The 12,465-nt window shown below is 52.4% G+C and carries 11 protein-coding genes; 5 read left to right on the forward strand and 6 right to left on the reverse strand.

Translation table 11 applies throughout. The annotated features are described in order from the left end of the window. Positions 1–52: 52 nt before the first annotated feature. Positions 53–796 carry a CAF17-like 4Fe-4S cluster assembly/insertion protein YgfZ gene (gene ygfZ, locus AQUI_RS0123060; protein WP_027259636.1) on the forward strand — a complete coding sequence of 248 codons (744 nt, stop codon included), beginning with the start codon at positions 53–55 and terminating at the stop codon, positions 794–796. A 364-nt stretch (positions 797–1,160) separates the two neighbouring features. Next, on the forward strand, positions 1,161–1,403 hold the full coding sequence (locus AQUI_RS31590; protein ID WP_211236043.1) for a hypothetical protein: 243 nt from the start codon (positions 1,161–1,163) through the stop codon (positions 1,401–1,403). Positions 1,404–2,225: 822 nt separating this feature from the next. Here the strand turns inward: AQUI_RS31590 and AQUI_RS0123070 are convergent. Both AQUI_RS0123070 and AQUI_RS28680 read right to left on the reverse strand, forming a co-directional pair. Continuing rightward, the gene (locus AQUI_RS0123070; protein ID WP_027259638.1) at positions 2,226–2,630 is read right to left on the reverse strand and encodes a hypothetical protein; all 405 of its coding nucleotides are present in this window, start codon (positions 2,628–2,630) and stop codon (positions 2,226–2,228) included. Between the two features lie 91 nt (positions 2,631–2,721). Further along, positions 2,722–3,099, reverse strand: a complete 378-nt coding sequence (locus AQUI_RS28680; RefSeq protein WP_156916905.1) for a hypothetical protein — start codon at positions 3,097–3,099, stop codon at positions 2,722–2,724. Between the two features lie 247 nt (positions 3,100–3,346). On the opposite strand from AQUI_RS28680, the gene AQUI_RS0123080 reads away from it, so the two are divergent. Next, positions 3,347–3,967 (forward strand): hypothetical protein, encoded by a 621-nt coding sequence (locus AQUI_RS0123080; protein WP_027259639.1) that lies wholly within the window; start codon positions 3,347–3,349, stop codon positions 3,965–3,967. Continuing rightward, positions 3,964–5,079: a phosphoadenosine phosphosulfate reductase domain-containing protein gene (locus AQUI_RS30275; protein WP_084294502.1), complete on the forward strand. Its 1,116-nt coding sequence runs from the start codon at positions 3,964–3,966 to the stop codon at positions 5,077–5,079. Before AQUI_RS0123080 ends, AQUI_RS30275 begins: the two co-directional genes overlap by 4 nt. A 40-nt stretch (positions 5,080–5,119) precedes the next feature. Here the strand turns inward: AQUI_RS30275 and AQUI_RS0123090 are convergent, their stop codons facing one another. Genes AQUI_RS0123090 through AQUI_RS0123110 form a run of 4 tightly spaced genes read right to left on the reverse strand, consistent with a single transcriptional unit; the run spans position 5,120 to position 11,818 of the window. Further along, positions 5,120–6,562, reverse strand: coding sequence for a type I restriction-modification system subunit M (locus AQUI_RS0123090; RefSeq protein WP_027259640.1), 1,443 nt, complete (start codon positions 6,560–6,562; stop codon positions 5,120–5,122). Beyond that, positions 6,559–7,416 (reverse strand): hypothetical protein, encoded by an 858-nt coding sequence (locus tag AQUI_RS0123095; RefSeq protein WP_156916906.1) that lies wholly within the window; start codon positions 7,414–7,416, stop codon positions 6,559–6,561. Before AQUI_RS0123095 ends, AQUI_RS0123090 begins: the two co-directional genes overlap by 4 nt. Continuing rightward, on the reverse strand, positions 7,413–8,891 hold the full coding sequence (locus AQUI_RS0123100; protein ID WP_156916907.1) for a restriction endonuclease subunit S: 1,479 nt from the start codon (positions 8,889–8,891) through the stop codon (positions 7,413–7,415). Before AQUI_RS0123100 ends, AQUI_RS0123095 begins: the two co-directional genes overlap by 4 nt. Next, a complete protein-coding gene (locus AQUI_RS0123110; protein ID WP_211236044.1) occupies positions 8,888–11,818 on the reverse strand; it encodes a type I restriction endonuclease subunit R in 2,931 nt (976 codons plus the stop codon). The genes AQUI_RS0123100 and AQUI_RS0123110 overlap by 4 nt, the downstream gene beginning before the upstream one ends. Positions 11,819–12,219: 401 nt before the next feature. On the opposite strand from AQUI_RS0123110, the gene AQUI_RS0123115 reads away from it, so the two are divergent. Next, positions 12,220–12,444: a hypothetical protein gene (locus AQUI_RS0123115; RefSeq protein WP_156916908.1), complete on the forward strand. Its 225-nt coding sequence runs from the start codon at positions 12,220–12,222 to the stop codon at positions 12,442–12,444. Positions 12,445–12,465 lie beyond the last annotated feature (21 nt).

The following is a 12,465-nucleotide window of genomic DNA, read 5'->3' on the forward strand; positions in this document are numbered from 1 at the left end:
TATCACTGGGCGGAACTATGAAACGCCCTCTGACACACACCGGAGACATGAAATGAGCGACCGCCGCATCCTGCGCCTGAGTGGTTCCGACGCCCGCAGCTTTCTGCAGGGGCTGGTGACCAATAACGTGGACCGGCTGGACAGCCCGGACGGCGGGCTGGTCTATGCCGCGCTGCTGACGCCGCAGGGCAAGTATATGGCGGATTTCTTTCTGGCGCCGGACGGCGATGCGGTGCTCTTGGACGTGGAGGCGTCGCTGGCGGAGGGCCTCATGAAGCGGCTGAACATGTACCGGCTGCGCGCCGATGTGCAGGTGGAGATGACCGGTCTGCAAGTGAAACGCGGCACAGGTCCAGCGCCTGAGAGCGCCCTGAGTGATCCGCGCCATGCGGCGATGGGCTGGCGGCTCTATGGCGCTGAAGGCGGCGATGACGGCAGTGATTGGGATGCGGTGCGGGTCGCCCATTGCATCCCTGAGACCAGCGTCGAACTGGGGCCGGAGAGCTATATTCTGGAGGCCGGGTTCGAAGCGCTGAACGGCGTTGATTTCCGCAAGGGCTGCTATGTTGGCCAGGAGGTGACGGCGCGGATGAAGCACAAGACCGAGCTGCGCAAGGGGTTCCGCACGGTGGAGGTTGAGGGCACGGCGCCGGTTGGCACTGAGATCACTGCCGGAGGCAAACCCGTGGGCACGCTGTTCACCCAGTCCGGTGGCAAGGGGATTGCCTATCTGCGGCTTGACCGCGCCAAGGGGGAGATGCTGGCCGCAGACGCCCGCGTCACCTGGCAGGTGTGATCGGGCTGGCGGACGCAGTTCTTTCTCTTCTGGGCGCGGAGCAATCACGCGCCCAGCCGCGGCATGGCGGCGACAGACTTGGTATGTCTGACATCAGCGCCTACGAAAATCCATCAAAGACGGGTTTGGACTGGACAAGTCGCAAACCAAGAAATTCGAACGGGCTGAGATACCGATCACATTTGGCCATACTTCAGATCAAGACCTCGCGCGCATTGCTTTTCTTGATAAAATGTCGAGCTACCCAAAGGAGCTCGATCAGAGCTATCAGTTAAAGTCAGGCACAATTCTGAGCAAAACTGACCCTGAAAACGGTGAAATCCATTACCTTCTTTGTGTGCAACCACTCTGTGACGCAGTTCGATTGAAGAGACCGACCTACTTCCCACTGCTCAAGTTGCGGAAAGTCAGCATTTCTGAAAAATTTCGTTTTCCGATAACGGAAGCTGGTGCTTTTGAAGGTTTGACCACGTCGTTCAAACTCTCTGACGTACAAATGGTAAGCTTCGCGCCAGATGACAGTAGTCGGGATGTGAGAACAAGTAAGATTGAAAGCGATGCAGATCCCAAAACGTTCAACAGCGATGAAGGCGAATGTTTTACCTGAGTCGCTGAACTCAAGCCCCACTATGCGGCGGAGGCACAGGCCGCGCTCGCATCGCAAGGTGGCCGTATAGGAAATGATAAGTTTGAATGGCTAAGACGTAAGGCCTCTTAGGTATGCCTAGATTTGGGATCCATATTTTGCTCGAGCTTCTCATGGAAGCCTCGGGCAATTTTGGATCACCTTTGAACACCTCAACCATGAGCAGGATGGCCGCGCTCGGTGCTTCGACCAAATTGGCTGGCACTCGTTTCGAAGGAGTGGGAACCGCCCAAGTGCCTAGTGTTCGTGGGTGTTTTGGATGCCAGGCAGTTGAACTGTAGGCGACACCCAGCATTTTTCGCCGAAGCACCCGCCAGATCCGCTACCTGAAACTAAACGCAACAACCGACAAGCTCGTTGCGGACAAATAGCGTAACGACACACACCAAATAAAGCTTAAGGCACTATTTTTGTTACATTTTGTAGATTGAAATGGTGCCCCCCACGGGAGAAAGTTCGAACACTCTCTTTGAAGTTCTTCTTGACTGGGAGGACCAACTAAACGGCCTGAACTGGCCCTTGTAGAATGGTGTCGTTCAGCGCCTCACATTCTCCGCGAGGCGCTGCCCCAAACTGAAAAGTAGCCAGGATGAGCGGAATGCTATCGTTAAGCGTTGGGCTTGCAGAGTTTCGGGGCACCATCATCATTACTCTCCTATGTCTCATGTGTTCTTAAGAGGCGTCGAGCAACACGAACAGGGGGCAATCTGAGAATGCGGACCGCGAAAGTCTCGCGGTCCGTGTTTTGATAATGCTACCCAGTGTATTTTTCGATTGACCGCCTTATCCTCTTGTTTCCAGCGAGCAAACCCACCGGCGGGCGTTCGACAGATCGCGCAAAGCTCGATTGGCTGACATAAGACACCGATAGCAAACAGCTGCACGCCGCATCAGCTCCAGATCACGGTCGAATATTACATCTTCGTCGGTGTAGCATTCGAACGCTCGGTCACCATATCCGGTTCTCATTGCATTCATCTCGGCCCGAAGAATGTCACCAATTTGCTCAACCGTGAACAGATCTGATTTCCCCAGAACATCACCATTCTTCAGCTTCCCCAGAAGGCTTCGGTAAGAAAGGTCGAACGATGGCTCGATCGGTAGCTCCAGTAGCTCGATGGCCTTGGCAAAATCATTGCCTGTCACGAGGCAATGATACGCCATTTCTTCAATTTTATCGCGGGACATGGATGTCTCCTTTTCTACCCGTTTTGGTGAATCCAGCGGGAGGCCGAATTCTCAAGCGGTCGGCTGTGGTGAACCGACCGGAAACACTGCCTCAGGCAGCAAGAAGGTAGTCAGAGAGCGGCTGCTCAGGGGCGCAGTCGATGCGATACAGAAGATCGGTCAGAGCCTCAGTCAGGAGGCAAATCTCTTCGACATACGGATCGCTTGGATCCAGATCCGCAAAGTATGCCGCCTCGATGCGGTTTTCGTCGTGCACGTAGTAGAGTGAAAGCAGCTTGTGCAGCTCCACGATGCCACGCTGAAGACGGCGCGTCATTGACTTTGCACTGCGGATTTCATCCAACAGAGATTGGGTGCGTTTCAACGCAAACTGTCCTGCCAGGACGAGCGATGCGCTCTGCAGCGCCTGATCGTGCTGGTAGGCAAAGTCCTGGACTTCACGAAGCGGGTTCAGTGAAAAAATGCACATGGTTGATCTCCTGTGCTTTGCCGCCCAACTCTTGGCCGACTTCAAGAGGAAACACAGAGTCTGAGAAAGATTGGTTCTTCGGTTTCACTGGCTTCCAAAGTTGAGATTGGCCAAATTTCTGAAACCAAAGCGGAAAAGAGAAACTTCTTTAATCTTGATCCAATCCCCATAGCGCCCGTCCATCATAGGGTGTAGTGAGAAGGGCGATACTCGCCTCATACTCTATTCACTCAACTGAAGTTCAAACATGTCGATTGAAACGCTCAAAAATCTTAGATTTCTCGTGCCAGGCATCATCATCTTTTTCTTTTGGGCGATGCTTGGAAGCTTCACCGGAGACTGGAAGGTTCAGACATCTCTTGCCCCGGACGAGGTAGGGAAAACTGCTTCCGCATTTGTCCTCGGGTTGCTGTATTATGTGCTGCCGTTGCGAAATTGGGCCAATCGTCGAAATTACGACGCCGTGAACTCAAACATTACACAGGCGCTGATAAAAATTGGAAGCGATGGTGGGAACCCGGGTAAGTCAAGTTGGCAGCAAATCAAGCCGCTGTTCTACAGATTAGTCAATGCAGATGACAGCCTCACCATCCAGTCCAGAAGAGCAATGTTCAATGGCTTGTTGTGGACATCATCAGCCGACGCGCGAGTAATCTCGATCATATTTACGATCATATCTGTCGCATACCACTTCGTTTTTGATTCACAGGGAGCTCTGATGGGAGTGGTTGTATTTTCTGCAATCGCCGCCGTGACGTGGCCAATTTCGTGGGCATTGACGGAAATGCACAAGAGAATTGGCGACGAGCAAATAGAAATCATTCGCTCCTTTCACTCCAGCGAAGTCAAAGAGTTTTTCAAGAAATGAGTGAGCAGATATTGCCCGCCATCCAACGCACGAAATCGGCCATAGAAGAATACCCAGACAAGAACTGGGTCATTGCATACTCAGGAGGCAAGGATTCCACTGCTACCCTGAAGGTGTTCTTGGCAGCGTTTCAGAAAGCAGAGAGAAAACCATTACGAATTTCCTTAATTTATTGCGATACCGGCGTAGAAAATCCAGTCATAGACTCGTATGTAAAACGCACTCTGAAAAATATCCGTCGAGAGGCTGAAGACGCGAAGGTTCCACTTAGTGTGGATATTCTAAGCGCGCCCGTTCAGGATCGGTTCTTTGCCAAGGTCGTGGGTCGTGGTTACCCAACGCCTACCAACAGTTTTCGCTGGTGCACGAAAGCTCTACGAATAAATCCCGTTACTAAGTATATGCGATCCTTCGGTTCAGATGACACCATCGTGGTCCTTGGCAGTCGGCGCGACGAGAGCCAGCAACGGAAACGGTCAATCCAAAAAAATGGCGACGATTATTGGCAGAAGCAAGGTGGATCTTCAGCAACGATCTATTTGCCAATACTGGACTTCTCAATTTCGGACGTTTGGGATGCCGTATTTTGCCTTGGAACGCCGACTTCGATAGACGCTCGTGAAATCGAAGGCATCTATAGAGATGCCTCGGGAGAATGCCCTGTGCTTAAGTCCCCCAACTCTCCCCCCTGCGGCAGCGGGCGATTTGGATGCTGGACATGCACAGTGGTGCGCAAAGACCATTCAGCAACGAAAATGGTAGATGCGGGCTACTCTGAGTTACAACCTTTTTTGGAGTTCCGAAACTGGCTTGCCGAAGTCCGGAATGATGAAAAACGTCGTTGGCCAGTTCGACGCAATGGAGTTGAGAGGCCGGGGCCTTTCTCAATAGCCGCACGAGAAGAAATTCTCATGGGCTTGTTTCACCTCGAACGGACGACTGGAACCGAGATCCTTGCCGATGGGGAGCTTGAACACATCTTCATGCTCTGGGAGCGTGACTACGACATAGAACATGAGCTTGGGTTGAGACCCAAAACTTGTCCTATTTCCCAGCGGCGGAGAATTCAAAGCCAAAGGACCAAGTCGATGCCTATTCTAATTTCAGCGTAAGTTCCTGGAGAACGGCATGCATAGCGGAACTACCAACATATCACTCTTCCACCACGCCGAGTTCTTCAGCTACTGACCGGAAGTGCCCCAACGCAGCCTCCAAGTTTTCCACGATTTCTGCCGCCAAGACATCGGGAGCTGGAAGGGCTTCAATGTCTGCGAGGCTGTCATCTTTGAGCCAGAAGATATCTAAGTTGAGCTTGTCCCTTGCGACCAGCTCATCATAGGTAAATCGCTTAAAACGCTCAGTTTCCTTCCGCTCTTGGTAGCAACGCACAAAGTCATCCAAGTCTGAGCGAACCAGTAGCTTGGTTTTGAGTGTTTTATGGATATTTGTCCTGTAGTCGTAGACCCAAAGCTCTTTTGTTTGCACCTCCTTCGACGCAGGTCGTTTGTCAAAGAACAGAACGTTCGCTTTGACGCCAGGGCTATACCAAATGCCTGTGGGAAGCCGCAGCAGTGTATGGAAGTTGAAACCTTCGAGCAGACGTTTCCGGATACCTTCTCCAGCACGGCCAGCTTCGAAAAGCACGTTGTCGGGCAGCACAACTCCTGCACGCCCGTGGGCTTCCATCACCGTCATGATGTGCTGAAGGAAGTTGAACTGCTTGTTCGATGTCGTGAATTTGAAATCTTCGCGCTCGTAATTCTCGCGCTCAGTTGAAACCTGCCCGTCTTCGCCCACTACCTTGTAGCTGGATTTCTTCCCAAATGGTGGGTTGGTCAAAACCACATCAAAGCGTTTGCCGTTGTCACCAGATAGAGCGTCTCCCTGGTAGACAGGGCTCCCGCCGTTGCCGACCCCGTGTAGATACAGGTTCATCGCGCAGAGGCGAACAACTTCGTCCACGATGTCGACGCCGGTGAATGACGTATGTCGCAGGTCACGCAATCTATCGCGATCTTGCGTTTGGCCTTTCATGTGATCGTAGGCAGAGAGCAAGAACCCACCCGTTCCACAGGCTGGATCACAGACGGTTTCGCCAATTTTCGGGGCAACGCACTCAACAACCGCATCAATTACTGGACGCGGTGTGAAGTATTGCCCGGCTCCGGAACGCACTTCAGAAGCATTCTTTTCAAGCAAACCCTCATAGATTTGCCCCTTCACATCGACGCCAATGCCGATCCAGGGACCTTCCTTGTCGATCAGGCTCACGACGCGGGTGAGTTTCGCTGGGTCCGACAGTTTGTTTTGGGCCTTGCGGAAGATCGTGCCAATCAACCCACCTTCTTTGGCTAACGCTTCGAGCGTATGGCGATAATGGAGCTCCAACTCGTCACCGGTCTTGCCGGACAGCTGAGACCATTGCCAGTCAGTTGGAATTGCTGAGGGTTCACCAAGCAAGTCCACGCGTTCCTGGTCCATCTTCAGAAACAGAAGATATGTGATCTGCTCGATGTAGTCGCCATAGGACACGCCCTGGTCCCGCAAGACATGAGCATAGTTCCAAACCTTGGAGACAAGCTGTTCATTGGTCATCGCGTTCTAATTGCCTCTTCAAATCTTTTCAGCAGCCAGTGAGCCGTGGAAACAACAATCTGCATACGGAACAGGGCATCATCCTTAGTTGTTACGCCTGGATGCGCACCATCGGGGTGCAGTAGCTTCGCCAAGCCCGGAACAAAGGCGTGCCCATTGCCATCACTGAACTCATGTTTCTCCCGTGAAAGGAAACCCTTATCCGCAAGGAGTTGACGCTTGTGCAAACCGCCCTTTCTCGAGGAAGCTTCACTTGGAAACAACTTGTCAGCGATTGTATCCGTTAGCGCCTCAAAGAACGTTCGGATCTGTCCGTTCGCCGCTTCCCAGTTACCCTGAAGGTAGGTTTCTTTGGCGTTGGTTAGATGTGTTTCCGGTATGGACATGCCAAACCGTGACAACAAGATGTCCACTTCCGAGAACGTCTCAGGTATCGCTGCATATACCGGTGCCCCGATGCAAATACCGGAAATTTTGACCTTATCGTCTGCCCAAGCACACGTCTCGATCTCTTTCGTCAAAGCGAACCCACTGATGTTCAAGTAGCGTTCAAGCTTGTCCCATTTCGCGGCAGTGCCATGGTGGTAGTCAATTTTTTTGATTGCCACCTCAATCAAAACCCAACCTAATGCCTTCGTTCCGAAATCGGTCTCGACTTCGAAATCCGCATTTCGTGATGAAAATCTCTTCAGATTGAGCAGCGTCTTTGCGATTGAGCCCTGGCTTGGCACATAGTCATCCAAACCAAGTTCCAACAAAATAGTTTCGATCTCGGCGTTTGTCCGAATGCCCTCCAACAAGTCACAAGCCGTAACAACAGCACCTCGGCCTATGTTTGGCAATCTACTACTCATGCGCATTTCTTTCTGGAGGTTTTCTTTGGCTCAGTAGCTCTGGCTGCCTTGATCCGTTCCAGCAGTGCTGAGGCGGGTTCGTCATCTGGGTCCTGGGGGACAAGATTGCCTGAGAAAGCGTCTTTCAGGATCGACTGGCGGAGGGCGGCGGAACGTTTGAGTTCAGTTTCGCAGGCTTTGGAAAGGGTCTTAGCCAAACTCATTTTTTCTTCAACACGCGTAAGAATTTCTTCCTGTTCTTCCACTGAAGGACAGGGGACCATTAGACGACTAAATTTCGACTTATTGATGATGGGCAGAGTTGTCGCTGCCGCATCTGCCCATAGTCTTTGCTGGAACCCTTCCTCGACTACAATCCAATAAAGCAGATCACCTGAAATTACGCCTTTGAATGGAGAAATTGTGTTAATTTGCTGGTTGAATCCAGCGACCGGGACTCTGCACACACCAGTTTTACCGGTGGTCGCACCGATAGATGTAACCATTACATCACCCGCTTTTACGACCCTCGATTTTTTCAACCCTTCATCTGTCAGATATTCTCTGCAATCACTCACCGAGAACCCCTGATCTAAGTCGGTTGGCTTCAAAAACGGAATGTTCCCGCCATAAAATCTGCTCTCTTGAGACTTAGGCGGAGTTGTGCCCGTGGAAACCGCGCCAACAGTGTCGACCGAAGCCCAAGTCCATTCCTCAGGCAGACCCGGCAGGTCATCAGTGTTCAGCTCGGAAGGTGCTTTGTATTTGCCGCGGCCTTGCCAGTTTTCTTCGCGGGTTTTGAGGATTCGCGCCAGAAGGTCGGCACCGCTTTCAAGCTCTCCTTTGCGCTCAGCCCGCCAGTCGGCAGTGAGCTCACCGGTGACAGCGGATTTGAGAATGGATTGGCGGTAGCGTTTCAGAAGCTTCTGAACCTCCCGCACCGCCTCTTCCCCCTTGTCCAACCGCGCAAACAGGGTCTCGATCTTCTCAACGATCCGTTGCTGTTCGTTGGCAGGCGGAATAGGAACTGAAACTGAGCTAAGAATCTCTAAATTGATGTTTTTCTGGGCCGTGGCCGGAGCGTAGCGATCGAGATCTTCTTTCGCTGTTCGAATAAATGCTTCGACGAACAATCCGCTTATTTCAGGATGAGGAACAAGCCCTACGATGCTATCGGGAAAGCAGCCATCGAATTTTAGGATGCCCGACTCCGCTATATTTGCCGCAATGGTTATGCACACGGTGCCGGCTGGCCAAAGCTTAGACTGTGCAAGTCCAAAATCGCTATATAGCTTGTCATACTCACGAATTGACCCGTCACTATTCCGGACACGTCCAGTTTGAAAAAATGGATACTTTCCATCAGTGTAAAGGCGTTCATCGTTGCGAGGGCGATGTTTGGACTTACCCCTTCCAAACTCGCCAAGCATCGGAAGCGTCGCCCAGGACCAACCTTGTGCAAGTTTCGGAAGTTCTGTTTCATCATGTCGCTTCAAGCCACCAATGCCCCTTGTAGCTCATCAAGCATGGTATTCAATTCGTTCCCAAACAACGCCCGCGCCTTCAGAATGCCGCCCTTGTCCGACAGGCTCGGCACTTCCATGAAATCGCGTGGCGTGATTTCTGCATTGGCAGCGATGAATTCTGCGATCAGCCGCAGCCAGTCCATCTGTTCCGCCGTATAGTCTCTCCCGGCCTTTTTCTCACGTCCAATCCAAAGATTGAAGCGTTGTTTGACGCTGTCGCCGTATGGTGTGAGTTCCTTGTCATACCCCAGGGCGAAGCGGACAAGCGCCACGACCTCGGTCATCTGTTTGTCCACCGGGGCTCCTTTGACCACGGCGGCATTCACCCGTTTGTAGGCCTGCCAGACATCAGCGGTTTGCAGATAGCGTGGCGGATCCTTCATCTTCTGCGTCAGTTCTTTGATCTGCGCATAAGTCAGGCGGCGCTTGCCTGATGGTTGGTTGTAGAGGATCTGCAGCGCGGTGATTTCATCCTTGTTCTCATCCAGGAAGGTCTTGAATGAGGTGATCCGCTCCTCAGCATGTTTGACGTCAAATTTGGCCGTGCGCAATTCGTCGGTCGTGACCTCGTCGATGATCATTTCCGTCTTCTGCTTGATATCCTTGATTAGATTGCGAACCTTGGGATCATCAAAGGGCGCGCAGGTGGCATCGGTGAGGTCTTCGATCACCTGAGCTTCCTGCTCCGGTGTGGGTGCGTAGCCATGCTTGGCCTGAATGACCTCTGCCTGCTTGTCCGGGTCGATGGCATCAAGAAGCGCGTTGGACAGGTCTCGTGGTGTCTTACCACCGGTTATATCAGCGATGCGTTTTCTATCCTCATCCTCCAGTTTGCGATCCAGCACCGCAAGACGCGCAGCCAGGGAAGAAAGTGCATCCTCGTCCCGCCGACCTTGAGCAATCTGGTCGATCAGCTTGTCAAAGCTGACGGATTTCTTGCGCTCCAGCGGCTGGCTGGCATTCTTCTTGGTCTCGGTCACGCCGACTGCGTCGATCAGGATGAAACGGGTTTTGGTTTGGGCATCCGGCGTTACCTGTTTCAGGTCAGCATCCGGGATGGTGCGCACGCCACGGCCCTTCATCTGCTCGTAGTAACCCTCCGACTTCACGTCTCGCATGAAGATCAGGACTTCGACGGGTTTGATGTCGGTGCCAGTTGCGATCATATCGACGGTCACAGCAATCCGAGGGAACGGATCGACACGGAACGCCTTAATCATCGCCTTGGGGTCTTTGCCCGTATTGCGGTAGGTGATCTTCTTGGCAAAGTCGTTGCCCTCACCAAAGACCTCACGCGCGATGTGCACGATTTCTTCTGCATGATTGTCATCTTTGGCGAAGATCAGGGTTTTGGGCAGCCATTCACCAGTGCGATCTGGGAAAAGTTCACTGAACACACGGTCCTTGTAGGTCTGCAGCACGGTGCGGATTTGGTTTGGAGCTACGACAGAGCGGTCGAGCTCCTTGGCTGTGTATTCGAGATCGGCATCCAGCTCGCGATACCTGACTGCGCGTGTGCGTTTGTCGCGCACGGGCACCTGGAAAGCACTGTCCTGCACCTCCACCTTGCTGCCTTCTTCAGTCACCTTGGTGCGGATCGAATAGATTTCGTAACCCACATTCACCCCGTCCGCCACCGAACGTTCATAGGGGTATTCGGCCACGAGGTTCTGATTGAAGAAACCAAGCGTATGCTTTGATGGCGTAGCGGTCAGGCCGATAATGGAGGCATCGAAATACTCAAGAACCTGTCGCCATAGGCCATAGATGGAGCGGTGACACTCATCTGTGACGATAAAATCAAACGTCTCGATTGGGATCTGAGGGTTGTATTTGATCGGGGGGATTTCCCCCTCTTCTTGCTCCCAAGTCTCGAAGGCGGATGTTTCTTCCTGATCGCCCTCGATTTCCTCACCCCGAAGCATCGAATAAAGACGCTGGATGGTAGTGATGACGACCTTTGCATCGGGGTCGATCCGATGAGAGTGGAGGTGCTGCACAATGTATGTATCTGTGAACCTGTTTGCTGCACCTGGTGGCTGGTAGTTTTGAAACTCTTTGAGGGTCTGGTCACCGAGATTGTTTCGATCGACCAGAAACAGAATCCGCTTGGCTTTTGCATGCTTGATCAGACGGTAGCTGAAAGAACATGCGGTAAAGGTCTTTCCAGCGCCAGTGGCAAGTTGGATCAGCGACCGAGGGCGGTCTTCTGCGAGGGATTTTTCCAAGCCTTGGATCGCGTCAATCTGGCAGTCTCGAAGGCCGGACGAATCAAGGGGTGGTAGCCACTGCAAACGGCCCCTCAAAGTGCCATCATCCTTCACCCATTCGAGAAGCGTTTCGGGTTTGTGGAAGGAAAAAACGCGGCGCGAACGGGGCTTGGGATCCCTCAAAAATCGGAAAAAAGTCTCGTCACTCGTGCTTTCGTAATCGAAGACAAGAATGCTGTCCCATTTGGCCAAGTGCTCGGGAAGCGCAGCCATGTATTTTTCCGACTGCTCCGCTACTCCGCTCAAGGTTACACCGGCTTTTTTCGCCTCAATCACACCAGCCGCCTTGCCACCGATGAACAGTAGGTAGTCGCAAGGCCCTGACTTCAATTGAAATTCCCGAACAGCCACGCCAAGGGCTGCGTTACGATTGAAGTCCTGGTTGTCCTGAATGTCCCAGCCAGCAAGGTTCAATGCCTCGTCTATTTTTTTCCGCGCGAATTCTTCAGGGGTGGGCATAATTACCTCGGAAAAAAGAACAATTTTTTCCAACCTACCGATTACCAGCACAACCTCAAGTAAAACTGGACCATGTTTGGGCTGAAAATCTGGGAGTTGAATTCTGAGGCGGAAAGCTGGATTATTTGGGCGTCGAACTTCAGCTGCTAACCCCGATGCGAAGGGCATCGTCGACTGCAAGTCAGGGAAGCTCTTCGAACGAAGAGCTGCAGAGCCGGGCACTGGAGTGAAAGAATGGCGCGAGGCGCGCTTTCGGCGGAACCGTATCCAAGTTCGCGTAATTGGCCCTGATGGGCAACTTACGGCTCTTGCTTGGAGCGGCCCTCACGAAGGTGCCATGAATGCAGATACCATTGCCTCCAGCAAAAATTCACTGCCCCCCGTTCAGTTGCCAGGTAACGCGCAAAAAAGTTCGATGTCGGACTTTGGTTTCTGGAAAACTGGCCAATCTATTGTTCACAGAGCGCTCAGGAAGGCCAGAAACGCGCTCACACATCGTCGTCTTGTCAGGTGCCAAGTGGTGGCACCCAAAGGTTGATGGCTAACGGCCATCAAAAAAGGAGATGGCGATGAGTAAGCTCTTAGATACGGCAAAGTTCCACGTTTCGGGCACAGCAAGCAATCCCAACCAAGCCCCAACAGTGACGCTCGATATCGAACGTTATCAGCATTTTCTCGAAGCACCTGAACTGTCGGATCAGCAAAAGGAAGAGCTGCTCAAAACGCTTTGGTCAATGATCTTCTGCTTGGTCGAACTCGGCTTCACAGTCTGCTCCCACCAAAAGTCTAACTGAAATAAAAAAGGAACAAGCATA

The sequence above is a fragment of the Leisingera aquimarina DSM 24565 genome (assembly GCF_000473165.1).
In the GTDB taxonomy this organism is placed as follows: domain Bacteria; phylum Pseudomonadota; class Alphaproteobacteria; order Rhodobacterales; family Rhodobacteraceae; genus Leisingera; species Leisingera aquimarina.

Excerpts from the sequence above, each read along its gene's own strand:
- AQUI_RS28680 (WP_156916905.1), bottom strand. The coding sequence starts at position 3,099 with ATGTGCATTTTTTCACTGAACCCGCTTCGTGAAGTCCAGGACTTTGCC.
- AQUI_RS0123095 (WP_156916906.1), bottom strand. The coding sequence starts at position 7,416 with ATGAGTAGTAGATTGCCAAACATAGGCCGAGGTGCTGTTGTTACGGCT.
- AQUI_RS0123115 (WP_156916908.1), top strand. The coding sequence starts at position 12,220 with ATGAGTAAGCTCTTAGATACGGCAAAGTTCCACGTTTCGGGCACAGCA.
- AQUI_RS0123110 (WP_211236044.1), bottom strand. The coding sequence starts at position 11,818 with ATGCCCTTCGCATCGGGGTTAGCAGCTGAAGTTCGACGCCCAAATAAT.
- AQUI_RS0123090 (WP_027259640.1), bottom strand. The coding sequence starts at position 6,562 with ATGACCAATGAACAGCTTGTCTCCAAGGTTTGGAACTATGCTCATGTC.
- AQUI_RS30275 (WP_084294502.1), top strand. The coding sequence starts at position 3,964 with ATGAGTGAGCAGATATTGCCCGCCATCCAACGCACGAAATCGGCCATA.
- AQUI_RS0123070 (WP_027259638.1), bottom strand. The coding sequence starts at position 2,630 with ATGTCCCGCGATAAAATTGAAGAAATGGCGTATCATTGCCTCGTGACA.
- AQUI_RS0123080 (WP_027259639.1), top strand. The coding sequence starts at position 3,347 with ATGTCGATTGAAACGCTCAAAAATCTTAGATTTCTCGTGCCAGGCATC.
- ygfZ (WP_027259636.1), top strand. The coding sequence starts at position 53 with ATGAGCGACCGCCGCATCCTGCGCCTGAGTGGTTCCGACGCCCGCAGC.